At 66.5% G+C, this 24,991-nt stretch carries 26 protein-coding genes and 1 tRNA gene; 12 read left to right on the plus strand and 15 right to left on the minus strand.

Annotation, left to right across the window (positions count from 1 at the left end; all coding sequences use genetic code 11):
* Positions 1-29 precede the first annotated feature (29 nt).
* The 4 genes from sepX to SACGLDRAFT_RS17665 form a co-directional block, all read right to left on the minus strand.
* Complete coding sequence (gene sepX / locus SACGLDRAFT_RS17650; protein ID WP_005466281.1) at positions 30-878, minus strand: divisome protein SepX/GlpR; 849 nt, start codon at positions 876-878, stop codon at positions 30-32.
* Positions 879-1,057: 179 nt separating this feature from the next.
* Entirely contained in the window at positions 1,058-1,735 is a 678-nt protein-coding gene (locus SACGLDRAFT_RS17655; RefSeq protein WP_005466282.1) for a GNAT family N-acetyltransferase, read from the minus strand.
* A gap of 12 nt (positions 1,736-1,747) precedes the next feature.
* Positions 1,748-3,016, minus strand: a complete 1,269-nt coding sequence (glp, locus tag SACGLDRAFT_RS17660) for a molybdotransferase-like divisome protein Glp (protein ID WP_005466283.1) — start codon at positions 3,014-3,016, stop codon at positions 1,748-1,750.
* On the minus strand, positions 3,016-3,918 hold the full coding sequence (locus tag SACGLDRAFT_RS17665; RefSeq protein ID WP_005466284.1) for a UTP--glucose-1-phosphate uridylyltransferase: 903 nt from the start codon (positions 3,916-3,918) through the stop codon (positions 3,016-3,018). The genes glp and SACGLDRAFT_RS17665 overlap by 1 nt, the downstream gene beginning before the upstream one ends.
* 24 nt (positions 3,919-3,942) lie before the next feature.
* Between SACGLDRAFT_RS17665 and SACGLDRAFT_RS17670 the strand changes: the two genes are divergently transcribed.
* The 3 genes from SACGLDRAFT_RS17670 (at position 3,943) to SACGLDRAFT_RS17675 (ending at position 5,779) form a co-directional block, all read left to right on the plus strand.
* Positions 3,943-4,554, plus strand: a complete 612-nt coding sequence (locus SACGLDRAFT_RS17670; protein ID WP_005466285.1) for a 5-formyltetrahydrofolate cyclo-ligase — start codon at positions 3,943-3,945, stop codon at positions 4,552-4,554.
* 103 nt (positions 4,555-4,657) lie between these two features.
* The gene (locus SACGLDRAFT_RS22060; protein ID WP_005466286.1) at positions 4,658-4,960 is read left to right on the plus strand and encodes an FmdB family zinc ribbon protein; all 303 of its coding nucleotides are present in this window, start codon (positions 4,658-4,660) and stop codon (positions 4,958-4,960) included.
* 174 nt (positions 4,961-5,134) lie between these two features.
* The gene (locus tag SACGLDRAFT_RS17675; protein ID WP_005466288.1) at positions 5,135-5,779 is read left to right on the plus strand and encodes an SAF domain-containing protein; all 645 of its coding nucleotides are present in this window, start codon (positions 5,135-5,137) and stop codon (positions 5,777-5,779) included.
* 15 nt (positions 5,780-5,794) lie between these two features.
* Here the strand turns inward: SACGLDRAFT_RS17675 and SACGLDRAFT_RS17680 are convergent, their stop codons facing one another.
* The 8 genes from SACGLDRAFT_RS17680 to SACGLDRAFT_RS17715 all read right to left on the minus strand — a co-directional run bounded on the left by SACGLDRAFT_RS17680 (position 5,795) and on the right by SACGLDRAFT_RS17715 (position 13,143).
* Entirely contained in the window at positions 5,795-5,980 is a 186-nt protein-coding gene (locus SACGLDRAFT_RS17680) for a hypothetical protein (protein WP_005466289.1), read from the minus strand.
* Between the two features lie 26 nt (positions 5,981-6,006).
* Positions 6,007-6,507 (minus strand): MogA/MoaB family molybdenum cofactor biosynthesis protein, encoded by a 501-nt coding sequence (locus tag SACGLDRAFT_RS17685; protein ID WP_005466290.1) that lies wholly within the window; start codon positions 6,505-6,507, stop codon positions 6,007-6,009.
* 549 nt (positions 6,508-7,056) lie between these two features.
* Positions 7,057-8,382 carry a S1C family serine protease gene (locus SACGLDRAFT_RS17690; RefSeq protein WP_005466291.1) on the minus strand — a complete coding sequence of 442 codons (1,326 nt, stop codon included), beginning with the start codon at positions 8,380-8,382 and terminating at the stop codon, positions 7,057-7,059.
* Positions 8,383-8,448: 66 nt separating this feature from the next.
* Positions 8,449-9,477, minus strand: coding sequence for a galactose-1-phosphate uridylyltransferase (gene galT, locus SACGLDRAFT_RS17695; protein WP_005466292.1), 1,029 nt, complete (start codon positions 9,475-9,477; stop codon positions 8,449-8,451).
* Positions 9,474-10,256, minus strand: a complete 783-nt coding sequence (locus SACGLDRAFT_RS17700) for a DeoR/GlpR family DNA-binding transcription regulator (protein ID WP_005466293.1) — start codon at positions 10,254-10,256, stop codon at positions 9,474-9,476. The genes galT and SACGLDRAFT_RS17700 overlap by 4 nt, the downstream gene beginning before the upstream one ends.
* A gap of 105 nt (positions 10,257-10,361) precedes the next feature.
* Positions 10,362-11,759: a sensor histidine kinase gene (locus SACGLDRAFT_RS17705; RefSeq protein ID WP_005466295.1), complete on the minus strand. Its 1,398-nt coding sequence runs from the start codon at positions 11,757-11,759 to the stop codon at positions 10,362-10,364.
* Positions 11,756-12,445, minus strand: coding sequence for a response regulator transcription factor (locus tag SACGLDRAFT_RS17710; protein ID WP_005466296.1), 690 nt, complete (start codon positions 12,443-12,445; stop codon positions 11,756-11,758). The genes SACGLDRAFT_RS17705 and SACGLDRAFT_RS17710 overlap by 4 nt, the downstream gene beginning before the upstream one ends.
* A 47-nt stretch (positions 12,446-12,492) precedes the next feature.
* Positions 12,493-13,143, minus strand: coding sequence for a response regulator (locus SACGLDRAFT_RS17715; protein ID WP_005466298.1), 651 nt, complete (start codon positions 13,141-13,143; stop codon positions 12,493-12,495).
* Positions 13,144-13,306: 163 nt separating this feature from the next.
* Here SACGLDRAFT_RS17715 and SACGLDRAFT_RS17720 point away from each other — a divergent pair.
* The 9 genes from SACGLDRAFT_RS17720 (at position 13,307) to SACGLDRAFT_RS17755 (ending at position 22,182) form a co-directional block, all read left to right on the plus strand.
* A tRNA-Arg gene (locus tag SACGLDRAFT_RS17720) sits at positions 13,307-13,379 on the plus strand.
* Between the two features lie 354 nt (positions 13,380-13,733).
* Positions 13,734-14,501, plus strand: coding sequence for an NAD-dependent epimerase/dehydratase family protein (locus SACGLDRAFT_RS17725; protein WP_005466299.1), 768 nt, complete (start codon positions 13,734-13,736; stop codon positions 14,499-14,501).
* Positions 14,502-14,706: 205 nt separating this feature from the next.
* Positions 14,707-15,162, plus strand: a complete 456-nt coding sequence (locus tag SACGLDRAFT_RS17730) for a YbaB/EbfC family nucleoid-associated protein (protein ID WP_005466300.1) — start codon at positions 14,707-14,709, stop codon at positions 15,160-15,162.
* A gap of 3 nt (positions 15,163-15,165) precedes the next feature.
* On the plus strand, positions 15,166-15,480 hold the full coding sequence (locus SACGLDRAFT_RS17735) for a type VII secretion target (protein ID WP_005466301.1): 315 nt from the start codon (positions 15,166-15,168) through the stop codon (positions 15,478-15,480).
* Positions 15,477-16,178, plus strand: a complete 702-nt coding sequence (locus SACGLDRAFT_RS17740; RefSeq protein WP_005465574.1) for a WXG100 family type VII secretion target — start codon at positions 15,477-15,479, stop codon at positions 16,176-16,178. Before SACGLDRAFT_RS17735 ends, SACGLDRAFT_RS17740 begins: the two co-directional genes overlap by 4 nt.
* A gap of 112 nt (positions 16,179-16,290) precedes the next feature.
* Positions 16,291-20,028: a DUF6531 domain-containing protein gene (locus tag SACGLDRAFT_RS22065; protein WP_157608837.1), complete on the plus strand. Its 3,738-nt coding sequence runs from the start codon at positions 16,291-16,293 to the stop codon at positions 20,026-20,028.
* Between the two features lie 20 nt (positions 20,029-20,048).
* Entirely contained in the window at positions 20,049-20,363 is a 315-nt protein-coding gene (locus SACGLDRAFT_RS22355; RefSeq protein ID WP_157608839.1) for a hypothetical protein, read from the plus strand.
* A 503-nt stretch (positions 20,364-20,866) separates the two neighbouring features.
* On the plus strand, positions 20,867-21,643 hold the full coding sequence (locus SACGLDRAFT_RS17750) for a crotonase/enoyl-CoA hydratase family protein (protein WP_005466304.1): 777 nt from the start codon (positions 20,867-20,869) through the stop codon (positions 21,641-21,643).
* Between the two features lie 80 nt (positions 21,644-21,723).
* Entirely contained in the window at positions 21,724-22,182 is a 459-nt protein-coding gene (locus tag SACGLDRAFT_RS17755; RefSeq protein ID WP_040919246.1) for a GNAT family N-acetyltransferase, read from the plus strand.
* Between the two features lie 232 nt (positions 22,183-22,414).
* Here the strand turns inward: SACGLDRAFT_RS17755 and SACGLDRAFT_RS22830 are convergent, their stop codons facing one another.
* Genes SACGLDRAFT_RS22830 through SACGLDRAFT_RS17770 form a run of 3 tightly spaced genes read right to left on the minus strand, consistent with a single transcriptional unit; the run spans position 22,415 to position 24,991 of the window.
* The gene (locus SACGLDRAFT_RS22830; protein ID WP_005466306.1) at positions 22,415-23,329 is read right to left on the minus strand and encodes a hypothetical protein; all 915 of its coding nucleotides are present in this window, start codon (positions 23,327-23,329) and stop codon (positions 22,415-22,417) included.
* Entirely contained in the window at positions 23,326-24,687 is a 1,362-nt protein-coding gene (locus SACGLDRAFT_RS17765) for a hypothetical protein (protein ID WP_005466307.1), read from the minus strand. The genes SACGLDRAFT_RS22830 and SACGLDRAFT_RS17765 overlap by 4 nt, the downstream gene beginning before the upstream one ends.
* A complete protein-coding gene (locus tag SACGLDRAFT_RS17770; protein WP_005466308.1) occupies positions 24,680-24,991 on the minus strand; it encodes a DUF6403 family protein in 312 nt (103 codons plus the stop codon). Before SACGLDRAFT_RS17770 ends, SACGLDRAFT_RS17765 begins: the two co-directional genes overlap by 8 nt.

Consider the following 24,991-nt stretch of genomic DNA (forward strand, 5'->3'; position numbering starts at 1 on the left):
TCCGCTACACCCACCGAGCAGGGGGGTCCCTATTCGCCCACGGCGCGACGGTACGAGTACCGCCCCGGGTCTTCGAGCTCGTGGAACGCGGGATCCTCGTCCTCAAGATCGACCACCACCGCCTGCCTACGCACCCTGGTGGTCGGCATGGGCTTGCGCTCGGACCCCACCACGTCACCGGGCTCGTTGGACACCACCTCGATGTCCTCGAGCGGATTCGGCCGCCGAGGCGTACGCCGCGAGGCCGCGCGCAGTCGAGCCAACCTGCGTTGCCGGATCTCCTCCTCGATCCGAACCTGCCGACGCAGGTAGACGAGGTAGGTCACCAAGGTGAGATCGGCGACCCCGTGTGCCCACCACAGCACGGGAAGCACGAAGCCCGCCACGACCGCCGTGGTCACGACGGTCAGTAACAGCACCATCACAACTCGCTGGCGGAACGCGTACTTCGCCTTGGCGGCGAGCGCGGCGGCCTCCGGGTCGAAGCCACCCCGTCCGGGACGGTAACGCCGCAAAGGACGCCCCCCGGTCATCGCGCCACGCCCCGCGAGGAACTCACCGTCCTCACCACTCCGGCGTTTCCCGTCGTACTCGTCCCCGCCCCCGTGCGCCTCGTCATCGCTGACACCCTCGGGGCCGCTGTACGCACCCCTGAGACCGTCGTCCGCGTCTTCCAGGTCCTCACCGACCACCGAGTCGACGTCCCCCCGTCCGTACTCGTCACTCGCGGTGTCGCGCGCACTTCCGCTGCGCACGACCCGTGCGGCCAATGCCGCGTCGTTGGTCTGCGTGATGACCTGCCGCTTGCGCGCGACCATGGGCACGAGGACGGCAAGCCATGCCGCAGCGAGTCCTACAATGATCAACGAGCTGGGCATTTCGTCACCTCCCCCGACCTGTACTGCGCGCCGTCGTGATGGGCACGTTCAGCCTCGCGGCTCTTTACTGCGCACTCACTCCGACTCTCGTCACGCTAGTCACAGGAGTAACAGAAACTGCGGAGACTCGCCGGGCTGTTTTCCGACTCACCCAGTTGCAGGAGATTTGTCCGGTGCCGTCAGCGCTGCTCAGGCACGGTGGCCAAGCCCGACGCGACGAGCCGGGCGACCACTCCGTCACCGGTCTCCTCGGCGGTCAGGGCGTAGCAGAAGTGGTCCCGCCACTCCCCCTGAACCTCCAGGTAGCGACGGAAAAGTCCCTCCCTGCGGTAGCCCGCCTTGCTGAGCACGCGCAGACTCGCCGCGTTCTCGGGACGGACCGTGGCCTCAAGACGATGCAGCCGTCCTTCCGTGAAGGCGTGGTCGGTGGCCAACGCGACAGCCGCCGTGGCCACCCCGCCTCCGGCGAGCCCGGACGACACCCAATAGCCGATCCACGCCGATCGCAGTGAGGCCCGGACGATGTTGCCGATCGTGAGCTGACCGGCGAACGCGTCGTCCACCGTGATCGCGAAGGGGAAGCACTGCCCTCGCTTGGCGAGACGTCGCAGCGTGGCCCACTGAGACGGCCACGCCGCGACGGCGTTCCGCTCGCGCCAGCTACCCGGCTGGGTGGGCTCCCACCGTTCGAGGTAGGCGTGATCGCGGAGTCGGATCCGACTCCACTCGCCTCCGTCCCGCAATCGCAGGGGCCGGAGGCGAACCGTACCGGCGGGCACGATCAGTGGTCCCAACCTCGCGGGCCAACCGGGCCGTTGAGGCTCCGCGACATAGGGCGCGCCGTACCCGGTCGACATGGCCTCGTCCCGCTACGCGCGTGGGGCGAGGAAGGCCACTTTGACCTGCTCCCCCGCGGCGACTTCCGTCAGATCCTCGTCCACATTGATCAGACAGTTGGCCTCGGCCAGCGACGTGAGCAGGTGTGACCCCCCGATCCCCAGTGGTTGGACCAGGTACTCGCCGTTGCTCTCGTCGCGCAGCAGTTGCCCCCGCAGGTAACCGCGCCGCCCCTTCGTCGAGGTGATCGGCGACAGCAACCGGGCCTCCACGGTCCGTCGGTGCGGGTGGCGAGTTCCCCGAGCGGCCCGGATGAGGGGACGCACCATCACCTCGAACACCACGAACGCGCTCATCGGGTTGGCCGGGATGAGGAAGGTGGGCACCGCGTCCGGGCCCAGCTTGCCGAACGCCTGGGTGGAACCGGGATGCATGGCCACCCGCGTGGTGTCGATGTCACCGAGGTCGGACAGCGCGGCCAGGACTTCGTCCCCGGTGCTCCCGCCCGCGCCCCCGGCCACGACGATGACCTCGGACATCAACAACCTGCCCTCGACCGTCTCCCGCAGCCGCTTCGGGTCGAGCGGGACGATGCCGACCCGGCTCACCTCCGCGCCCGCGTCACGCGCGGCCGCCGCGAGGGCGTAGGAGTTGACGTCGTAGACCTGTCCGACGGCGGGGGTGCGGTCGATGTCGACGAGCTCGTCGCCCACGGAGATGATCGACACCCTGGGACGCGGATGCACGAGCACCTTCGACCGGCCCACGGCGGCGAGCAGACCCACCTGCGCCGCTCCGATCGTGTCGCCCTTGCGCACGGCGACATCGCCGACCTGGACGTCCTCCCCCGTCCTCCGCACGTAACCGTGCGAGGGAACGGCACGGCGCACCGTCACCTTCGCGGTGCCTCCGTCGGTGTACGACGTCGGGACGACGGCGTCGGCGAGCGTCGGCAGCGGTGCTCCGGTGGCCACGCGCACGGCCTGGCCGGGTTGGAGTCGCCGCGGCTGCCGGGAGCCGGCCGGGATCTCCCCGACCACCGGCATCTCCACGGGCTCCTCGTTGGCCGTGCGCACGTCGACGCTGCGCACGGCGTAACCGTCCACAGCCGCCTGGTCGAAGCCCGGCAGTGCCTGTTCGGCGACCACCTCCTCGGCACAGAGCAGTCCCTGCGCCTCGGAGATCGCCACCCGCACGGGACGGGGACGCACCGCTGACTTCAACAGCAGAGCGAGATGGTCCTCGACGGACCTCAGTTCGGCTCTGGGGTGCGTGACGACGATCGACTCGGTGTCAGTCATCAGTGAGCGGTACCGATCCGTTCGATCAGCCACTCGCGCAGCGAGGGGCCGTAGTCGGGATTGTCAAGGGCAAAGTCGACGGCCGCGCGCAGGAAGCCGCCGGGATTACCGAGGTCGTGCCGCCCACCATGGTGGACGACGACGTGCACGGGGTGTCCCTCGGAGATCAACAACGCCACGGCGTCGGTCAGCTGCAGTTCCCCGCCGGAACCGGGCTCGATGCGCCCGAGCGCGTCGAAGATCGCCCGATCGAGCAGGTAGCGGCCCGCCGCGGCGTAGGTGGACGGCGCGTCCTCGGGTGCGGGCTTTTCCACCATGCCGTGCACCCGCTTGACGTCGGCGTCGTCCGTGTCGGAGACGTCGAACACACCGTAGGGGGAGATCTGCTCCTTCGGGATGTCGAAAGCGCACAGGACGCTGCCCCCGTACCGCGCGCGCACCTCGGCCATCTTGGACAGCACCCCGGTGGGGAGCACGAGGTCGTCGGGCAGCAGGACGGCCACGGCGGTGTCGTCGTCGTCCAGGTTCGGTTCGGCCTGCGCGACGGCGTGGCCGAGTCCGAGCGCCTCCTCCTGGATCGCCACCTCGACGTCCAGCAGTTCACCGGCCCTGCGAACCTTCTCCAGTTGAGCTGTCTTGCCCTTGCGTTCGAGCGTCGCCTCCAACTCGGGCTTGCTGGAGAAGTAGTCCACGACCGACTTCTTGTCGGGAGACGTGACGATCACCATGCGTCGTGCCCCCGCCTCGGCGGCCTCGCTCGCGACGAGCTCGATCCCCGGCGTGTCGACGACCGGCAGCAACTCCTTGGGCACGGCCTTCGTGGCCGGGAGGAATCTCGTGCCGAGCCCTGCAGCCGGCACGATGGCGGTCCGGAACGTGGTCTCAATCGTGGCGCCCGTCATGGCCGCAAAGCCTAGCCTGAACCCGTGAAACCCACCGACAACGACAATCCCCCTGCGAGTGTCAAGGCGGCCTGGCGCGAGCGGATACGCACCGAACGGGCCGCGGTCCCGAGGGAGGAACGCGACGCCGAGACGGCGGCGCTCGCGCGGGCCTTCGCCGGTCTGGAGGGCACGACCGTGTGTTGTTACGTGCCCTTCGGCACCGAACCGGGCTCGGTGGAGTTGCTCGACGTTCTCCGTGACGCGGGTCGCAGGGTGTTGCTTCCCGTCGTTCCCGCCGCACGGGGGCCACTGGACTGGGCGGAGTACTCTGGGAAATCGTCGCTGGCCACGGGGGTGTTCCCACCGGTGCTGGAGCCGACCGGGCCCCGGCTCGGTCCGCACGCCGTGGCCGAGGCGGACGTCGTGCTCGTTCCCGCGCTGGCGGTCGACCGCGTCGGGGTGCGGCTGGGCAAGGGAGCCGGCTACTACGACCGATCACTCGTGCTCGCTGCCCGAAAGACCCGGTTCGTTGCCGTGATCCGCGACACAGAACTCGTCGACCGGCTGCCCGCCGAACCTCACGACGTACGCATGCACGCGGCGCTCACACCGGGCCGAGGGCTGGTCGAACTCGCCGGACGCCGCGAGGTGTGAGCCGGACCTCGATTGCGCTCGGGGAACACGATCGAGCAAAATTGCGTTAGCACTCTCGGCCATCGAGTGCCAAATGGAGTGCCGTAGCCTCGAAGGAGACCCTGTGCCGACCTATCAATACGCCTGTAAGGAGTGCGACCACCGGTTCGAGGTGGTCCAGTCGTTCTCCGACGCGAGCCTGACGGAGTGCCCCGAGTGCCAGGGGCCGCTGCGCAAGCTCTACGGGTCCGTCGGTGTGATCTTCAAGGGCAGCGGGTTCTATCGCACGGATTCCCGATCGGATTCCAAGACGTCGACGGCCGCCAAGTCCTCGAACTCGTCGAGCTCCTCCAGCAGCTCGTCCAACGGGTCCTCGAAGTCGGACTCCAGCTCCTCCAGCTCCACCTCCACCGCGGCGGCGTCCTGACGGAGTAGCCGCGGCGGCTCCTCGGCACAAGCCGCGGGAGCCGGTTGTCCACAGGAACAGAGTTGTCCACACCCCGGTGCTCGCTCGCTACCGGTGGTGAGGGACCGCTTCTACCGTCGGTTCCGGGTGGGCGCGCGCAGCGCCCACGACCGGCATCGACGAGGGGGAAGCGGTATGGACGACACGCGTTCACGGTCACGGCAGCGCAACGTACGGACCCGGCTCCGCGGACGGCCGCTTGTACTTCTACGGCGCGCGCTCGCCGCCGTCCTGTTCCTCGTCGCCGCGGCGCTGGCCGCCACACCCGGCGCGAGCAGTGAAACGACGGTGCCCGTTCTCGTGACGGCGAAGGATCTGCCGTCGGGCTCCGTCCTGTCGGCCACCGATGTCCGTGTCGTCGACATGAACGCGGCCACGCGCCCCGCCGGTGTGCTCACGACGCCCGCCCAAGCAGTGCGAAGACAGCTCGTGGGCGCCGCACGCGCCGGCGAGCCCCTCACGGACGTGCGGTTGGTCGACGACCACGGCGGACCACCGGGTTTCACCACCGTGCCACTCCGGCTGGCGGACGCCGGCGTCGCCGACCTGTTGCGGCCCGGCACCCGCGTCGACGTCGTCGTCCCCGGTGAGGAAGCGGAGCGGGCCGAGGTACTGGCGAGCGACGCCACGGTGGTCACCGTGGCTCAACGGGAACCGCGGCGGATCGGCGGACCACTCGAACCCGACGAGCCGCTCGTGCTGGTGTCCGTGGCCGACGAGCACGCTCCTCACGTCGCCGCCGCGGGGCTCGGTCGGCCCGTCACGGTGACGCTGCGATGACCGGGTACGGCTTGCTCAGCGATCGTGATGCGGAGGACGGTTCTCCCGGTACCAGTCGTCCGGTAGCCCCGTGGACGAGTAGGTGTCCCGCTCGTCGCGAGTGGTCGTGGGAAGCACGTCGCCGAACACGGCGTCGAGGGTTTTGCGCCGCCTCGAATTCTCGCGGCGGTCCTGCGGGTTCCGTTGCTTCTTCTCGTTCATGGACGCCCAGTGTGGGGATTGGACCGTCAGGTCTGGTCGAGGCCCGAGAGCTGACCGATGACGTGACGCACCAAGGCGGAAAGGGTCGCCATGCCGTCCCGAATGGCGGAGCGGGAACTGGCGAGGTTCACCACCAGCGTACTGCCCGAGATGCCCACGAGGCCGCGCGAGATGACTCCGTCCATGGCCCCGGCCGCCAACGCGGAGGAACGCAGTGCCTCGGCGATACCCGGCACCGGCCGGTCGAGCACTCCCGCCGTGGCGTCGGGGGTGACGTCGCGAGGAGACACGCCCGTGGCGCCGACGGTGATCACCAGGTCGACGCCACCGATCACCGCCGTGTTCAACGCGTTGCGGATCTCCACCGTGTCCGCGCGGACGACCACGACGCCGTCGACGATGAAGTTCGCTTCCTCCAGGAGCTCGGTGACGAGCGGGCCCGTGTTGTCCTCAAGCTCGCCCTGGGCCAACCGGTCATCCACGATCACGACGAGGGCTCGCCCCAACCGCTGTGCATCCCGTTCCATGTGCACTACCGTAGTGCCACTCTGCTTCTCGGGTTGCGCGGCGCTGCTGGAGAAAAGCTGTCTCGCCACACCGCGTCGAGGCAGTCGGCACGGTCTCCCCGTGCACTGCTCGAACAGCTTCTCCACGGGCTTTTCGGGGCCGCAGTCGCCACGTCGGCGACATCCCGGTTTTCGTGGGCCGGGAATCGTTGTCCCGGTCCCCTGACCGCGGAGAGCCGCGATGCGCCGGAAGGACGTTTCACCGAAGACCTCCCTGCGGCCCACTCGATCCCACGCCTTGGAGTGCTCGACGCGCTCGCCGCCGCGTCGAAGGCAGCGTTCGTCGAAAAATCACCCGTTCCGGGACGCGCGGACAAGACACGGACACGCCCGACCGTGCGGGCGTGTCCGCTCCTTACCGAGTTGGCCTTCACTCAAGGCACGCGCCGCGTCTCGCGCGCACCGGCCGTGTGGGAAGCGCTGAGGCAGTCCCCGCCTCGGTGCCGCCGGCACTACCGCGAGCTCCTCCGTCTCGTCGGCTCCCGCGGCGAGGCCCTCGGGAACGTCGTCCTAGTTCACCGGCACCGGCTGGCCTCCCAGGGTCACCTCGACCTGGTTGCCGTCGGCGAGCGTGAAGGTGACCTTCTCACCCGGTGCCCTCGTCCGGATCGCGGCGACCAGCGTGTTCGCATCCTCGATGCGCCGATCCCCCATCTTCACGATCACGTCGTTCGACTTAAGACCCGCCTTCTCGGCGGGGCTGCCCGGCTGCACCTCGCCGATGCGAGCGCCGCCCGACTGCGCGTCGCCGACGGTGGCACCGATGAAGGTCTGGGTCGCGTGGCCGCTTTCGATGATCTCGTCCGCCGTCCTGCGCGCCTGGTCGATGGGGATCGCGAACCCGATGCCCACGTTGCCGCCCTGGGAGGGGCTGTAGATGGCGGAGTTGATCCCGATGACCTGGCCCTGCATGTTCGCGAGCGGACCACCCGAGTTACCGGGGTTGATGGCCGCGTCCGTCTGGATGGCGTCCATGACCGTGGCCTGGTCTCCCTGTCCGCCCGCCGTCACCGGGCGATTCAGGGAACTGACGATGCCCGCGGTCACGGTCCCGGCGAGTTCGTACGGCGACCCGATCGCCACCACGGACTGACCGACCCGAAGATCGTCCGACCGCCCGAGTTCCACCGTGGTGAGGCCACTGACGTCCTCGGCCCGCACCACGGCGATGTCGGTCGTCGGGTCCCGTCCCACGATCTTGGCCTCGGCCTCCTCACCGTCGTGGAACACCACAGAGATGCGCCCGCCCCGCGCGGCGGCTTCGACCACGTGGTTGTTGGTGAGGATGTATCCGTCCTCGCTGATGACGAAGCCCGAGCCTTCGTTGGCCGAGCCGAATCCCTGCACTCGCAGCTGCACGACGCTCGGCTTCAGCTTCGCGGCGACGGCTTCGACGCTGCCCTCGGGGACGTTGCCGGTCTGCTTGGCTGGGAGAGGCTGGTCGAGAGCGTTGGGCGCGGGCGGTGTCGCGGCCGTGTCCGCGGCGAGATAACCACCCGCCGCTCCCGCACCTCCTCCGACGAGCAGAGCCAGCAGCACTACACCCGCGACGAGCTTGCCCGGCATGCCGCGCTGGTCCTGCCGCGGTGGCGGCCCTGCGACCGGGTATCCGCCGTAGCCCGGCTGCTGGTGGGGCGAGGCCCCGTAGCCACCGTGCGGGTATTCCCCCGCGGGCGGGTGCGGGGGGTACTGGAACTCGTGCGTCGCCCGCTCCCCGTCCGTCGGCCGGCCGGAGCTCCCGTGCTCGGGAGACGCATCGTTCTGTGCCGAGTCGGGCTGCTCCGGCGTGTCCGCCGGAGTGTGCCTGTCCTGTGCGGAGGGATCGTTCTCGGTCATGTCTCCATGATGAGGGCAAGTCCTGAGAACAGGCTGAACTCAACCTGTGGGCACGGTGCGAGCGGGTCACCCGACGGCACGCAATCGCTCCGCGATCCGTTCCGGCGTGCTGTCGTTGATCCACACTCCCATTCCGGACTCCGAGCCCGCGAGGTACTTGAGCTTGTCCTCCGCCCGGCGCACCGAGAACAGTTCGAGATGCAGCCACGCCAGGTCCCGGTCGCGGTGGACGGGCGCCTGGTGCCAGCCCGCCACGTACGGCAGCGGCTTGTCATACAACGCATCGCAACGACGCAGCACCGACAGGTAGACCTCGGCGAAGTCCTCACGTTCCGCCGTGCTCAGCTCGACCAGGTCGGGCACTTGGCGGTGCGGCACCACGAGCACCTGCACCGGCCACTTCGCCGCGGGCGGCACGAACGCTGTCCAGTGTCGCCCCTTGGCCACGATGCGTCGTTGCTCGGCCCACTCCGCCTTCAGCACGTCGGCGAGCAAGGGGGTGCCCCGTTCATCCCGGTGGGCACGCGCGGCGGCAAGCATCCGTTCCGTCCGAGGCGGTACGAACGGGTAGGCGTAGATCTGCCCGTGGGGATGGTGCAGCGTCACGCCGATCTCCTCCCCTCGATTCTCGAAGGGGAAGACCAGCTCGACGCCCTCCCGTGCCGACAGCTCAGCCGTGCGGTCGGCCAGCGCCTCCAGCACCGTACGCACTCGCCGCGGGTCGAGTTCGGTGAACGAACTGTGGTGATCGCTAGTGAAGCACACCACGTCGGCGTGCCCGGTGCCGCCCGAGAACGCGGGGAACCGGTTGTCGAAGACCACCACGTCGTAATCGGCTTCGGGCACCTCGGTCGGTCGGCCCGGCGCGCTCGGACACAAGGGACACAGGTCGGCCGCCGGTTTGTAGGTGCGGGTCTGACGGTGGGCGGCCAGCACCACCAGCTCTCCGGTGAGCGGGTCGCGGCGGATCTCGGACATCGCGGTGGTCTCCGGAAGGTCCCTGGTGTCCACCGCTGTCCGCGAGCGCGTTCGTTCGCCCTCGTCGTAGTACGTGATCCGACGGCCGTCGGCCAGGCGACGCACTGTCTTGTTCACGCGCGTTCCCCGTTCTCCACGGGCACGACCACGAGCTCGCCCACGTGGGCGGACAGCACCTCACGCGCGTCCTCGGGGAGCCCTTCGTCACTGATCAGTACCTTCGCCTCGGACAACGAGGCCACCGTCGAGATTCCCACCGTGGCCCACCGAGTGTGGTCGGCGAGCACGACGAGACTCCGGCCCGCCTCCACGAGAGCCCGGTCGGCTTCGCTCTGGGTGAGGTTCGAGACTGTGAAACCGGCTCGCTCGCAGATCCCGTGGACCCCGAGGAACACCATGTCCAGATGCAAACCACGCAGGCTCTGCACCGCGAGCGGGCCCACGAGCACGTCCGATCCGCCGCGCACTCCCCCGGTGAGCACCACCACGCGGTCCGGTTGGGCGGAACCCGCCGCGATGTCGGCCACCGTGAGCGAATTCGTGACCACGGTCAGGTTCGGCACGGGGTCGAGCGCACGAGCGAGAACGGTCGTCACTGCGCTCGACGAGAGCCCGATGGCCTGGCCGGGTCTGACCCGGCGAGCGGCCTCGGCCGCGATGGCCTCGTGCCGCGCCCGCGTCTCGGCACAGGTGTCCGTTCCGCCACCGTCGGAGCGCGTCACCATGGTGGCTCCGCCGTACACCTTCTCGATCAGCCCTCTGCCCGCGAGCACGTCGAGGTCCCGCCGGATGGTCATGTCCGAGACCCCCAGCCTGCTCACGAGATCGCTTACCCGAACCGCACCGGTACGTCGGGTCTCTTCGAGAATGACCGCCTGTCGTTGTCGCGCCAGCACCGTTGACTCCGTCCCGCGACCACGCCCACTAACACAAAATCCTACGCCAATTAGCACACTCTCGGTGGTTATCACCCATACGGGGAGTGATCATGCGTTGCGATCTCAGCCCGGTATGCCTGGCAACCGGATGGCCATCAGGGCACCTCCTTCGGGCTTGTTGTTGGCGTACACCGTGCCGCCGTGGCGCTCCGCCGCCTGTTTGACGATCGCCAGGCCGAGCCCCGATCCGGGCAGGCCGCGGGCCTCCGACGACCGGTAGAAGCGGTCGAACACCCGAGGCAGGTCCTCCGGTGCGATTCCCGGCCCCGAGTCCGAGACCTCCACCACCGCCGTACCGTCTCCGAGCGACCGCAACGTCACGTGGACGGTCGAGCCCTGCGGCGAGAACTTCACGGCGTTGTCCAGCAGGTTCAACACCGCGCGTTCAAGAGCGTGGGAGTCACCGGTGAGCACCCACGGCTGGAGCGTGACGTCGAACTCGATGCTTCCCGCCCGTCGCCGCGCCCGGTCCAGCGCGCGTTCCACCACCTCGACCAAATCGACGCGTTCGGTGGCGTCCGCGGGACTGTCCTCGCGGGAAAGTTCGGTGAGGTCACCGATGAGCTGGGTGACCTCGTCCAGTTGGCCTCGGATGTCGGCCTCGATGTCCCTGCGGTCGCGTTCGGGCAACGACGGTGCGCCCTCCCGGCTGGCGGCGAGGAGCAGTTCGAAGTTCGTCCGCAACGACGTCAACGGGGTGCGCAGTTCGTGTCCGGCGTCGGCGACCAGACGACGTTGCCGGTCCCGCGACTCCGACACCGCGTCCAGCATGGTGTTGAAGCTCTGCGTCAGGCGGGCGAGTTCGTCGTCACCGCTGACGGGAATCGGCCGCAGGTCCATCGTGCGGGCGACCCGCTCGGTGGCGGAGGTCAGCCGCTCCACCGGCCGCAGTCCCGCCCGCGCCACCGCCGTGCCCGCGGCAGCCGCCATCAGAATGCCGGCACCGCCGAAGAACAACAGCACCAGCGCCAACTCACCCAGGGTTCGTTTCGTGGACGCGAGCGACTGCGCGAGCACCATGGCGACCCCGTGGCCCGCCGGAAGTGCGACCACCCGCATGTCGGTGGCCGCGTCGGTCCGGAGGGACGACGGCTTCGAACCGTCCGCCACCGCGAGTTCGCTCTCGCCCCACGGAGGCGGCGTGCCCGCGGTGGGATAGATGAGTTCGCCCCGCGCCGAGAGCAAACCGATGTGGATGTCGCTGCTCACCAAAAAGGCGCCCGGAATGGATTGCAGTCGCGTCTGAACCGACGGACTCTGCACGGCCGCCTGCGCGCGATTGACGAGGTTCTCGTCGAACTCCGCGTACAGGTTGCGGTGCACGGTGACGTAGGCGCCGAGCGACACCAACGCCACCGTGCAGCCCACGCAGACGGCCGCCAGCAGCGACACCCGCGCCCGCAGCGAGACCCGCTTGCGCGTGGGCTCCCGGTTCGTCTCCGGTGTCGGGGAAACCGTCACGGCGAGGTCTCCCGCAACACATAGCCCACACCCCGCACCGTGTGGATCAGTCGTGGCTCGTTGTCGGCCTCGGTCTTGCGCCGCAGATACCCGACGTAGACCTCAAGCGCGTTGCCGGAGGTCGGGAAGTCGTAGCCCCATACCTCTTCGAGGATGCGGCTGCGAGGGAGCACGTGCTTGGGGTGGGTCATGAACAGTTCGAGCAGCGAGAACTCGGTGCGCGTGAGACTGATCTGCCGACCACCCCGAGTCACCTCCCGAGTGTTCGGGTTCAGCGTGAGGTCGGCGAACGTGAGTACGTCGCTTTCCCCTTCCCCACCTTCCTGTCCGGCTCGCCTCAGCAGCGCCCGCAGGCGGGCGAGCAACTCCTCCAGCGCGAACGGCTTCGGCAGGTAGTCGTCGGCTCCGGCGTCGAGCCCGGCCACGCGATCGGACACCGCGTCGCGCGCGGTGAGCACGAGGATGGGCAGGTCGTCCCCGGTTCCGCGCAGCCTTCGCGCGACTTCCAGGCCGTCCAGGCGCGGCATCATGACGTCGAGAACCATGGCGTCGGGGCGGTCGGTGGCCACCTTCTCCAGGGCCTCCGCACCGTCCCCGGCCAGATCCACCTGGTACCCGTTGAACTCCAGCGAGCGCCGCAGCGACTCCCGCACGGCCCGGTCGTCGTCGACAACGAGAATGCGCATAGGCCCAGTCTGGCCCCGACGCCTGAGAAGCTCCTTAACGAGCCCTGTCAGTTCACCAGGCCACCGCGATAGGCGAGCAGGGCGGCCTGCACCCGGTTGGCCGCACCGATCTTGGACAGCACCGCCGAGACGTAGCCCTTCACCGTGGCCTCGGACAGGTGCAGCCGTCCGCCGATCTCGGCGTTGGACAGCCCTTGGCCGATGAGCGTCACGACCTCCCGCTCGCGCTCCGACAAGGAGGCAATCAACTCCCGCGCGGGCGCCGACGCACGTTGGCCGTCGCGATGGGCGTTGACCATGCGCGCCGCCACCCCCGGATCGAGCACCGCCCCACCCCGCGCGAGATCACGGATGGCGCGCACCAGGACGGCGGGCTCGATGTCCTTCAGCAGGAACCCGTTGGCGCCGAACCGCAACGCGAGACTCACGTACTCGTCGATGTCGAACGTCGTCAGCATCGCCACCACGGGCGGATTGGGCAGGGCCTGGATCGCGCGCAACGCCCGGATGCCGTCGTCGGGGGTGCGCATACGAATGTCGAGCAGGGCCACGTCGGGATGGAAGCGTCGTACGGCCTCCACCGCGGTTCTACCGTCCGCTGCCTCGCCCGCGACCTCGATGTCCGAAGCGGGGGCCACCATGGCGCGTAACCCCGACCGGACCAGCTCTTCGTCGTCGGCGAACATCACCTTGATCAACAGTGCCTCCGGCAGCCGACGGAGCGCCTCGCGCGCCCAGTCACGAGCAAGTTACTGATAGGTAGTGGAGGTATTACAGTGAGGCCTCAGCTTCCCGTCAAGGTCCCGTTCACAGACTGAAAACCGCACCCGCTAAGGTATGGGTAGAGTCGATGACTCGTAAGCCCTCGTAGCTCAGGGGATAGAGCACCGCTCTCCTAAAGCGGGTGTCGGAGGTTCGAATCCTCCCGGGGGCGCCCAGGCCAGGGCCGAGCCCCGAAAGCCCCAGGTCAGTCGCGGAGTGGACGACCCTATCCATGCGGTCGGCGATCTTGTTCAAGCGATCCGGAGACAGCTGCCCGTAAAGATCGCGTGTCATCGCCGGAGTTCTACTCCCGAGTATCTGTTGCACGATCTTCACACCAGTTCCGGACGTGATCGCCAACGATGCCGCCGTGTGCCGCAGCTGGCGTGAGTGGCCTCCCGGGGCCCGACCTCGCGGACCACAGCGTCGAGCACACGCCGCCGGAAGTCGCGGCCCCTCCGGTCCCGCCCCTGGGCAACGGGAACATCAACGCATCGTCTGAACAGCACGCAAGTAGGAGACACTGGTGCGGGTTCTGATTACCGGGGCTGGTGGGTTTCTGGGCCGTACGCTGGCCACGCTGCTGCATCGGCAGGGCAGCAAGGTCGCCGCCGTGGTCCGGCCGGGGCGCGTCCCCGACCTGCCCGCGGGCATCGAGATACACGGTGTTGATGTGCGCGACCGGAACGCGCTCACCGCCGTGGTGCGGAAACACTCGCCGGATGTGGTGGTGCACCTGGCGGCGTTGAAGAACATCCGCGACTCCCACACCAACGAGGATGCTTACCGCGCCACCAACGTCGACAGCACCCTCCACCTGATCGACGCCCTCAACCCCCTCGCTTCACCCGTGCACGTGGTCTATGCCTCCACCGTCGCGGTCTACGGACCCCAACCACACCCCGACGAGAACACGCCCGCCGACCCGCGGAATCCTTACGCGCGAACGAAACTCGACGCCGAAACCGCGCTCGAAACCGCAGCTACTACAGGTCGCTGCCGCGCTACGGTGCTGAGGTTCGCCAACATCGCCGGCGGCTACGGCACGATCCACGACCCCAACACCAACGCGATCATCCCCCACGTCCTGGCCAGCGCCCGCACCGGCGAACCCGTCCCAATCCACGGTGCCGGTGACAGCGTCCGCGACTACCTCCACGGCCACGACGCCGCAGACGCCATCATCACCACCCTCACCCCGCGGCACTCATTCCGCCGATACAACGTCGACAGCGGACACGGCGCCAGCATCACCGACGCCTGGCACACCTCCACAACCACACAAGCCCCCTAAAACACCACCACAACACGCGCGTCAAGGGCACCCCTGACCAAAGCAGCTCCAGCGTGGCTGCCTACCCCCTCGACCGAAGAATTGAAACTTGAGTTTCAATTCATTCCCTCCCGGCCGCGCGTTCAGCCAGCCAAGAATTCCCCGCTTCAGTGAGAAAAACTCATTACTCTCTGAACACACATCCACCAGGCGACGGGGGAACGACATGGACCACAGCATCCTCGACCCGGACAGCGCCAAGGAACGGCTCAGGGAGTGGAAGGACCGCATCGACAAGCTCGCCGCCGACACCCGGACGATGAGCGAGCGGCTGCAGGGGGTGCGGGCCACCGCGACCGACCCGAGCGGACTCGTCGAGGTCACCATCGACTCCACGGGTTCGCTGGTCGACCTGAAGTTGACCAGCAAGATGCAGAGCACCAAACCGGACGTGGTCGCGCAGACGATCATGCAGACTCTCGCCGAGGCGAAGAACCAACTGGCCGACCAGTCCCAACAGATCATCGCCGAGACCGTGGGCACCGACTCCCCCGCGGCGCGGGCGATCGCGGAATCCGTGGGGAACCAGCTGCGCAGTGAGCCCGTCCAAAAAACCGATTCCGCGGAAACCGACCACGAGGACGACGACTACGAGAACCGTTCCTTCCTGAAAAAGGACTGAGCCATGGGCGACGGGTACAAGGTTCGCGCGGAACAACTCCGAGCGCATGCGGACAAGGTCGAGCAGATCCAGGCGCGGTTCGACGCGGTCAAGGGGGCCAGTTCCCACATCCAGCAGAACGACCAGGCCTACGGACTGCTCTGTGGGTGGATAGCCGCGGTTCTCGAAGGCCGACACACCCGGCAGGACGAGCTGATCGACTACGTCTCGGAGAACCTCTCGATGGCCGCGCAGTCCCTGCGCTCGGCGGCGGACCTCTACGAAAGTAACGACAAGGAACACGCGGACCTCATCACCTCGGCTGGTGAGTTGCCATGAGTAACGATTCGTTGGTCGCGCCGGTGGAGTCGACTCGTAAGGCGTGGACCGGCGCCAGCTTGGCCGACAGCGTCGAGGGCCTGGTCACCTCGATCCAAAGCGGGGACTGGGTCTCCGGGGCACTGGCCGGGGTGGGGTTGGGGCTGGAGGTCACCTCCACCGTCCTGGATCCGTTCAGCGCGTTGTTGTCCAACGGGCTGGGCTGGGCCATGGAGTACTTCGAGCCGCTGCGGAAGGTCCTCGACGAGCTGACCGGCATGCCCGACGTGGTGGCTTCCCACGCCGCGACGTGGAACAACATGGCCACGGAACTGGCGGCCATGGCCGAGGACCTCTCCTCCAGCCTGGAAAGCGACCTGCCCGACTGGCAGGGCGGGGCGGCCGAGGCCTACCAGACGATGATGTCCAACAACGTCGACGCCATCGGAGGGCTGTCGGCGATCTCGGCCGCGATGGCCTCGGCCACCGAAGGCGCGGGTGGTCTGGTGCAGATGACCCGCGACATCGTGCGCGATCTAATCGCCGACCTGGTGGCGCGGGTGGTCGTGTGGGCGGCCGAGGCGATCTTCGTGGTGACGATCCCGGTGGTCGCGGCCCAGATCGCCTCCGCGGTGGCCAAGTGGGCCGGCCGCATCTTCTCCTTCGTCACCAGTCTGATCGACAGCCTGACCAACCTGAGCAAGCTTTTAAACGGCTGAGGGGGAGCTCGTGGCCAAGCCGAAAGGAAACACCGGGGGCACCACCAAACCACACGGAGACACCACCACCCACGGCGACAACGGAGGACAAAGACGCAAACCCTCCCAACGCATGGGCAACATCGACGCCAGCTCCAGCGTCTCCAAAGCCCAAGACGCCACCTACCAAGCCGCCCAAGGCGGCCGCCCCGGCAACAACAAACCCAACACCAACACCACCACCCCCTCCAACACGACCACCACACCGAAGACCGATACCCAATTCACCAAACCCAACAACGCCGACGACACTCCCCTGAAGGACCGGTCCGAGGACCCACAGAGCCCCACCAGGGACGGGGACAAGCGGAACATCACGGGAGACCCTGTCGACATCGCCACCGGCGAAGTGGTCCTGCAACAGACCGACGTGGAACTGGAGTCGGTCCTTCCCCTGGTATTGAAACGAACACACCTGTCCTCGTACCGCGTCGGAAGATACTTTGGACAGTCTTGGACATCCACACTGGACCAAAGGCTGGAGTTGGGTAGTGCCGGTGTGTCATTCGCAGCGGAGGACGGCAAACTGTTGCTGGCCCCGAACCCTGCAGTCGGTGCCACCGTCAAGTTCGAAAGCTCGCTCCACGAACTGACCCGCGACGACGACGGCGGCTTCACCCTCACCGAACACGGCACCGGGCGGAAACTGCTGTTCGCCCCCGGTGGGAACGTCCTACCGATCACCGCGATCGTGGACCGCAACGGGCATCGGATCGACTTCGAGTACGACGCCGCGGGAATCCCGGTCGAAGTGCGGCATTCCGGCGGCTATCGCATCCGGGTCGAGTCCGACAACGGCCTGGTCACGGCACTGTACCTGCGCGAGGCGGACAACGGCTCCGACGTGCTGTTGATGCGCTACGGCTACGAGGACCGTCGGCTCACCGAGGTGATCAACGCTTCGGGTCTGCCGATGCGCTTCACCTACGACCATGCGGGCCGCATCACCAGCTGGACCGACCGCAACGACAGGTGGTATCGCTACACCTACGACTCCAAGGGCCGCATGGTGTCCGGCGAGGGATCCGGCGGATTCCTCAGCGGCACGATGGAGTACGACGACGAGAACCGAATCACCTACTGGACCAACTCCCTGGGCGCCCGCACGACCTACCACCTCAACGAAGCGGGCCAGACGATCCGTGAAATCGACCCGCTGGGCAACGAAACGCTGTCCGAATGGGATGAATACGACCGCCTGTTGTCCCGCACCGACCCGCTCGGCCGTACCACGCGCTACGAGTACGACGACGAGGGCAACCTGATCGTCCTGACACGCCCGGACGGCAGCCAGGCCCGGTTCGAGTACAACGACCTCGGGCTTCCGGTCACCATCATCGCACCGGACGGCACGGTGACACGGCGCGAATACGACGAACGCGGGAACCTCGTTAGGGTGATCGATCCACTAGGGGCGGTCACCAGCTACTCCTACGACGAACGCGGCCACCTGACAACCATCACGGATGCTTTGGGCAACGTGCAGCGGATCGAAACCAACGCAGCGGGATTGCCGGTCGCGATCACAAATCCACTCGGCCATAAAACCCTTTATGAATTCGATGGATTCGGCCGCCTCATCGCAGTTACAGACCCACTTGGCGGAACAACCCGGTTCGGCTGGAACATAGATGGAAAACTGATATACCGAACACTTCCTGATAGTTCGAAGGAAAATTGGACTTACGACGGAGAAAACAATCTCCGGAAGCGCATCAATGCACTGGGACAGTCCACCGATACTAAAGTAACACACTTCGATCTACCCTCAGAAATTACTCGGGCAGACGGGACTCGCCTCCAATTCAGCTACGACACAGAACTTCGCCTAACCAGCGTCACCAATGAACAAGGATTGGTGTGGCGATATGAGTATGACGCTGCTGGAAATCTGATTCGCGAGATTGACTTCAACGGTCGTGTTATCACCTACCGCTACGATGCAGCCGGACAATTAGTAGAGCGCACCAACGGCGTCGGTGAATCCGTCCAGTTCATTCGAGACCAACTCGGCAACGTAATCAAAAGACAAGGACAAAATTCCGCGTCAACATTCGTTTACGATCCATTAGGTCGACTTCTCGAGGCAACAAATGAAGATTTCCGGGTAACCTATCGTCGGGACGCGCTTGGGCGGGTAATCTCTGAGTCCATAAATGGGCGGACCATTAGTTCAGTTTACGACCCATTAGGTCGTCGAACCCATCGACGCACACCTTCTGGCGCGGAAAGCAGATGGGAGTATGACTCGAACGGTAACCTCGTCGCGCTACACACAGCTAATAAGACACTGCTTTTCGAGCACGACTCCGCAGGTAGAGAAGTTCAGCGTCAGATTGGCGTCGACACTGTTCTGACACAGGCTTGGGATGTCAACCATCGACTTCTCTCACAATCCATTACCAACGCAGCAGGCCGTCGAGTGCAGCAGCGATCTTACACGTATCGCGCTGACGGCTATTTGACCGGAATCAATGATCAGCTCATCGGGCCTCGCACATTTGACTTGGATCCCGCAGGACGAGTCACCGCAGTTAGCGGGCCAGGCTGGAGCGAACACTATGCTTATGGCAAATCTGGAAACCCGATCCATGCCACCTGGCCGACACTTCCGGACTCAACAGATAACGATGAACTCGGTGAACGAGAGTACAACGGCACGCTCATTCGCCGCGTGGGTAACGTTCGGTACGAGCACGACGCCCAAGGGCGCGTGGTGCTACGGCAACGAAAGCGCCTCTCCCGTAAACCCGAAACCTGGCGGTACTATTGGGATGACGAGGACCGCTTGGTCGAAGTCCTTACGCCAGAAGGTTCCCGGTGGCGATACCGCTATGACGCCTTAGGACGACGTGTCGAGAAACAGCGCTTATCTCCCGACGGCTCTCACGTTCTGGAGCGAATTGAATTCACTTGGGACGGCACAGTCCTAGCTGAACAAGCGCATACTGTTGGAGTCGTTGAAGGATTCGTTCCCAGCACTACCCGAGTCACCGTTTGGGAATATCAACCCGGCACCTTCCGTCCACTAACACAAACCGAACGAGCTCCGCTACGCAACGCGCCACAGCAGTGGATCGACGAACAATTCTACTCAATCATCACCGATCTCGTCGGGGCCCCTACCGAACTGATCAATGACCAAGGTGGGATCGCTTGGTTCCAACGCACCACTCTTTGGGGTAAATCCACAGCACAGAGCAGCGCCGGAGGCTATACCCCACTGCGGTTCCCAGGCCAGTACTACGACCAAGAAACGGGGCTCAACTACAACTTCCACCGCTACTACGATCCCAGCTCCAGCTACTATGTGAGTGCGGACCCACTAGGCCTGGTGGCAGGTCCGGACCCACACCGCTATGTCTCGAACCCAACGGAGTTCGTGGACCCACTGGGGCTCGCACCGTACAAGCTCAACCTGGGTTCGGGACAGAACCCGATGGAAGGAGCAATCAACCTCAATCCAAAACCGGATGTGGGCGTTGACGTCGTCGCTAGAGCGGAGCAACTCCCGTTTCGGGATGGCACGTTCAAAGAAGTCCACGCTATCAACCCATATGGCTACCAACCGGTATCAGCGGAAACGGCTAGGGTCTTGGAGAAAGGTGGGATGCTCTACGTTACGGGGAGCCCCAAGAATAAGTGGATCAAACCCCCGAGCGACCCCGAATCGTTTGGTCTCGTTCAACTGACCCCCAAGGAAGGGGTTCCCATGATCCCCGAGCATCAGTTTGGAACGCAGCGCCTAACTAATGGCGAGCCACTACGTACCACCGAGAACCATCGGACACACATCTATCGAAAGCTCTAGGCGACATGTCTATCGAATCCATGCGAATCATCATGAACGGTTTGATCGAGCGGCTGCACCCCCAACTGCCCGGATCAGCCCTTGGTGATGTTCTTGACCAGCTGATCTACCTCGTAGACGACAACGGAAGCGACTTAATACAGGTATGTCGCGAATGGGTTCGGAGTAGTGATTTCCGACGCGTCGATGCAGCGTTGAGCTTGTCCGAGGCGTTCCTCTTCAACACCCGAAATGAATTGGAAACGGAGTTAAGGGCAGTTGCAGAAAAATGGCCAGAGCTGGCTCCCAAAGCCACAAAGATCCTCAGCGACTGGGATCAAGTCAACCCAAGCTGACCTTCATAATAAAGCTTGCAAAGCAAGCATGATAACTACTCCATATAAAACACATCCGGGCTACACAATAAACCCTCCGAAACCGGATGATAGCCACCAGGGACGCCACTTAGGAGAAGTGTCATTTTCAACTGCCCAGGGAACGCATCCGATCATTCAGCTGGACCGGCTTAGAACCACAATTTCAACCATCACGTTGAAGCGGCGATCGACATGGTCTTCGCTGGAAGGTTCACCTATCCGCACACATTCGGGAGCACCCTGCTCGGGCAGACAACTATAGCCATATGCACGGTTGTCGATTCCCCTGATCTCACCGTAAGTGGAGGTGGTGATGGCGTCGATAGCGCCGCATCCCGGTGAGAATGTCGAATCCGAGGGGGCTGCGCGTCTTTATCCGACGGTACCTCACTGACCACCTGGGGCCAGGTCATGACTTCCATCTCACGTTGTCGTCGGGAAGGCTCTACGCCGTAAGCTTCGGATGCCCCGGAAGGACGGACATGACGGAACAGTACGAGTCGATCCGCGTGGAGACCCGTGACCGCGTGACGACCGTCGTTCTCGACCGCCCGGAGCGGCGTAACGCCGTGGACGGGCCGATGGCCGCGGAACTCGCGCACGCGTTCAAGGCCTTCGACCAGGATCCGGACGCCGACGTCGCGGTGCTCTGGGGCAACGGTGGACACTTCTGCGCGGGCGCCGACCTGAAGGCCGTGGGCACTCCGCGCCAGAACACGGTCGCGGTGTCCGGGGACGGCCCGATGGGACCGACGCGACTGCGGTTGAGCAAACCGGTGATCGCCGCGGTGGAGGGCTACGCGGTGGCCGGTGGGTTGGAACTGGCGATCTGGTGCGACCTCAGGGTGGTGGCCTCGGACGCGATATTCGGCGTCTTCTGCCGACGTTGGGGTGTGCCGCTCATCGACGGCGGCACCGTTCGTCTGCCCCGACTCATCGGCACCAGCCGGGCCATGGACATGATCCTCACCGGCCGTCCCGTCGACGCGCGGGAAGCCGCCGAGTTCGGGCTGGCCAACCGGGTCGTCGCTGCCGGAACCGCGCGTGAGGAAGCCGAAAAGCTCGCTCGTCGGCTCACCGAGTTCCCGCAGACATGCTTGCGCAACGACAGGAGGTCGGTCTACGAGCAGGAAGGCCTCACCGAGGAGGAGGCCCTGCGCTTCGAGATCGGCGTCGGCATGGAGTCACTGCGTGCCGACGGAACCTCCGGCGCCGCCCGATTCTCCGCCGGTGCCGGCCGACACGGCTCCTTCTCCTGACGTCGCTCGGCGCGGCGGTCGATCCGGCCGCGAGGCCCATGGTGCTAACACCCGACTCCTCTTTCCGCCACGATGGCGGGATGGACGACGTCACCATTCACCCCGCCGTCCCGGAAGACCTCCCCGCCGTCGCCGCGTTGCGCTGGAACTGGCTTCGGGAGAACGGTGACGCGCCCGCCGTCATCCGCGACGAGTTCGTCAGCCACTTCGTCGACTGGGCGGGCAAGCACGCCGAGACCCACCGGTGTCCGGTGCTCGTCCGCGGCACGACCGTGATCGGCATGGCGTGGTTGGCACTCGTCCCGCGCGTGCCGACCCCTCGGTCGCTCTCGCGCTACTCCGGCGACGTCCAGTGCGTGTACGTGACGCCGGGCGAGCGGAACTCCGGCCTCGGGGGGAAGCTCATCGACGCGGTGGTGGAGCTGGAGCGCAAGCTCGGTCTGGAGCGGGTCACGGTGCACTCCTCCTTCCGCGCCATCTCCGCCTACTGTCGACACGGCTTCACCGCTTCGCCTCGTCTTCTGCAGAAGCATCTTTGAGACCGTCGGACCCACATGACAGCCTCCCGTCATACGCGATCGCCCCATGCCACCTCTGGCCGCCGACGAACGCGCCTCGGCGGAAGAACGACTCGGTCTCTACCGCGTCTCCTGGCCCGGAAACGCCCCGGTCCGGCGGACGGAGCTGCTTCGCACCGCATCGGCGCCACCCGTCGCCGTGGACGTCCGCGAGCGGCCCCGACGGCGCCACGGGGCCCTCGGGGCCGCTCGCTCAGCGCGTCGCCGTGCGCTCCAACTCCCGGCAGCGTCGGCTCAACTCCTCGAACTGCGCGGTGAGCTGATTCGCCTCCCGTTCGTCGAGGTCGGAACGACCGGCCCGCTCCCCCAGCCGCGTGTAGCGGGCCGCGACGGACCGGTAGCGGCTTTCGAACTTCCGTCGCTGCGACGGGAGCATGCCGTCGTAGAGCCGGTCGAGGTCGATGATCTGTTGCGCGAGGTGCGCCGCCGCGGCGCTCAACCGTGACCGGGCGTCGCCGGTCGCCTCGCGTTGCGCGGCCCGACGCGCTGCGGCTCGGCCCGCCCGGCGCGCACCGACGTATGCCGCCGTCGTGCCGACCACCACGGCGAGAAGGGTCGCCCCGGCGATGACGTAACGGCCGATCGGGGCGTTGATCTCGCGCGAGCCGTCGGGCAGGACCCCACTGCCGACCAACAGGTCGTAGTTGACGACCACGACTTTCAACGCGTCCAGTGGCCGATCCACGAACTGGTCGATCCCCCTGGCGATCATGTTCTCGGCGGCGAAGCTCTTGCCCAAGTTCTCGTCGTACGCGCCGGGGAAGTGACTGCAGGCCCAGTTTTCGTACTCGTCGTCGTGCTGGCTCAACACCAACATCAGCGTGTTCGCGGCGGCGTTCCAGTCGCCGTCGCACCGGGCGTCGAGGACGTCCTTGTCGGCTCCCGGTTCGAGCATGATCACGACGAGCTTGCGGTCGCCGATGATTCGCTCGGCCGCCTCCCGGTCCACGTCCACCTCGGGAGCGGCGTAGAAGGAGGAGGCGCGGACGTGGCTTTCGACCTCGTCGTCGAAGAGCCCACCCGTCCACGCCGACCAGCCCAGAACAACCAGGCACAGCAGCGCGATCAGCAGAATCGGCCGCTTCGCGACAAAAGTGCGTCGTGTCATGCGATCCTGCTCCGCAAGTAGACGTCGGGGGCGTAGTCGGGGCGACCGAGCGCGGCGGCCACGGAGGCGAGGTCTCGCTCGACATCGTCCAGAAGGGACTGGATGTATGAGTCGGACAGCTTGGTGTTCTCGGCGGCCTTCCCGACCTCCCGCAAGGTGGTGATGGCCCGCACCAGGGCCGGGTCGGTGTCGCGGCCGGAGAGTCCGGAGACCTCGATCGACAACGCGGTGAGTCCGGCCAGCCTGGCCGAGGAACTCCTCGGGCGGACACCGCCACCGAAGATGGGGCGCAGCGACATGGTGACGAACGCCGCCACGCACAGCAGGAACACCAACGGCAGGGCCAACAACGCCGTCGGCATCGGGTCGAACGGCTCCGGTGGCCTCGGCCTGCCGAACACGCCCGAGAACCTCAGGTCGCTCACGCGGTTCAGGTAGACGTTCAAGACGTTGTCCTGCGGGTAGTCGGTCCGGCTGAGCAGTTGGCCGAACTGCGCGTAGAAGCTCGTGGCGGCCACCTCGGCGAACTCGTCCCGGTGCGGGCCGTAGTACTCGATCCACGACCCGTACATCACGACGATCGGGGTGTCGGGGAAGGCCTCGGTGAGTGCGGGGCCGTACTGCACGAGGGGCTCATCGCGTGGCTGCATCGGCAGCGCGACCACGAGGAGGTCCCGGTCGGGGAACGCGTCGCGGGCGGCGTCCTCCGGTACCCGGCTGAGGGTGGCTCCCTCCGCAACGTGGACCCCGGTGTCACGGAGGTCGTCGACCACCTCGGCCAGTTCGGACTCGGTGGGGTCGCGCCAGGCGAAGTCACTGTCGACGGTTTCTTCCGGCAATCCGCGCTGCTTCCGTATGAGGAAGGTCAACAGACCGGTCACGTCGCCGCGCGCGAACTGGTCGCGCCAAGTCTCCAGGCCCTCGCCGACGACCTCGTAGATTTCGCCGATCACCTGTGTGCCGTACACGGTGATGTCGGCGTTCTCCACCTCGTGGACCCGGTCGCGCTCGGCGGCGTCCAAGCCGGGCGGAACCACGAGGATGCGGTACCCGGCGTCGCCGATCGCGTCCCGCACCTTCTCCTCGTCCCAGACGGCGATCGAACCCGGCAGCCGCACCACGGGCTGTTCGTCGACAAGAGCGGTCATCTCGTCGACCGACGGGACGCCGTAGTCGCTGAGTTCCCCGGCACTGCCCTCGACGGGCTTCGTCGACGACCGCCTGGCGTAGCTGGCGTCGGGAGGGCCCGGCTGTGCCCCGACGAACACGACGAGCGCGACGGCGGCGAGGACGAGCACGCCCCAGCGCCTCCACCCTCGTCGTGCCTTCGCGTTGTCACTCCGCGCGCGGTCAGCCATCGGCGGCCTCCCGCCACAGTCGGTCGGCCTCCGTGGCGCACTCCGTCGCCGCGCGGGCGGCAGCGCTGCCACCGCCCTCGGCCGCCAGGTGCCGGGCTTTCGCGAGCAACCGTTCGGCCTCCGGCACGTCGGCGGTGGTGGCGTCCCGACTCACCTCGGCTCGCGCGATGGCGGTCCGCGCTCTCGACCACTCCACCGCCGCGGCCCGCCGTCGCGCTCGGCGGCGGGGTACGTAGGCGGCGGCGAAACCCGCGCAGAGCAGAACGGCCCCGCCCAGGAACCAGACCAACGACGTCCAGGACAT

It is taken from the genome of Saccharomonospora glauca K62 (assembly GCF_000243395.2).
Taxonomy (GTDB): domain Bacteria; phylum Actinomycetota; class Actinomycetes; order Mycobacteriales; family Pseudonocardiaceae; genus Saccharomonospora; species Saccharomonospora glauca.

Coding starts and splice junctions, on each gene's coding strand:
- SACGLDRAFT_RS17750 (WP_005466304.1), top strand. CDS start 20,867: ATGACGGAACAGTACGAGTCGATCCGCGTGGAGACCCGTGACCGCGTG.
- SACGLDRAFT_RS17665 (WP_005466284.1), bottom strand. CDS start 3,918: ATGACGGGCGCCACGATTGAGACCACGTTCCGGACCGCCATCGTGCCG.
- SACGLDRAFT_RS17655 (WP_005466282.1), bottom strand. CDS start 1,735: ATGTCGACCGGGTACGGCGCGCCCTATGTCGCGGAGCCTCAACGGCCC.
- SACGLDRAFT_RS17755 (WP_040919246.1), top strand. CDS start 21,724: ATGGACGACGTCACCATTCACCCCGCCGTCCCGGAAGACCTCCCCGCC.
- SACGLDRAFT_RS17680 (WP_005466289.1), bottom strand. CDS start 5,980: ATGAACGAGAAGAAGCAACGGAACCCGCAGGACCGCCGCGAGAATTCG.
- SACGLDRAFT_RS17735 (WP_005466301.1), top strand. CDS start 15,166: ATGGGCGACGGGTACAAGGTTCGCGCGGAACAACTCCGAGCGCATGCG.
- SACGLDRAFT_RS17730 (WP_005466300.1), top strand. CDS start 14,707: ATGGACCACAGCATCCTCGACCCGGACAGCGCCAAGGAACGGCTCAGG.
- SACGLDRAFT_RS17675 (WP_005466288.1), top strand. CDS start 5,135: ATGGACGACACGCGTTCACGGTCACGGCAGCGCAACGTACGGACCCGG.
- SACGLDRAFT_RS17685 (WP_005466290.1), bottom strand. CDS start 6,507: ATGGAACGGGATGCACAGCGGTTGGGGCGAGCCCTCGTCGTGATCGTG.
- SACGLDRAFT_RS17765 (WP_005466307.1), bottom strand. CDS start 24,687: ATGGCTGACCGCGCGCGGAGTGACAACGCGAAGGCACGACGAGGGTGG.
- sepX (WP_005466281.1), bottom strand. CDS start 878: ATGCCCAGCTCGTTGATCATTGTAGGACTCGCTGCGGCATGGCTTGCC.
- SACGLDRAFT_RS22355 (WP_157608839.1), top strand. CDS start 20,049: ATGCGAATCATCATGAACGGTTTGATCGAGCGGCTGCACCCCCAACTG.
- SACGLDRAFT_RS17710 (WP_005466296.1), bottom strand. CDS start 12,445: ATGCGCATTCTCGTTGTCGACGACGACCGGGCCGTGCGGGAGTCGCTG.
- SACGLDRAFT_RS17740 (WP_005465574.1), top strand. CDS start 15,477: ATGAGTAACGATTCGTTGGTCGCGCCGGTGGAGTCGACTCGTAAGGCG.
- SACGLDRAFT_RS17770 (WP_005466308.1), bottom strand. CDS start 24,991: ATGTCCTGGACGTCGTTGGTCTGGTTCCTGGGCGGGGCCGTTCTGCTC.
- glp (WP_005466283.1), bottom strand. CDS start 3,016: ATGACTGACACCGAGTCGATCGTCGTCACGCACCCCAGAGCCGAACTG.
- SACGLDRAFT_RS22830 (WP_005466306.1), bottom strand. CDS start 23,329: ATGACACGACGCACTTTTGTCGCGAAGCGGCCGATTCTGCTGATCGCG.
- SACGLDRAFT_RS17690 (WP_005466291.1), bottom strand. CDS start 8,382: ATGACCGAGAACGATCCCTCCGCACAGGACAGGCACACTCCGGCGGAC.
- SACGLDRAFT_RS22065 (WP_157608837.1), top strand. CDS start 16,291: ATGGGCAACATCGACGCCAGCTCCAGCGTCTCCAAAGCCCAAGACGCC.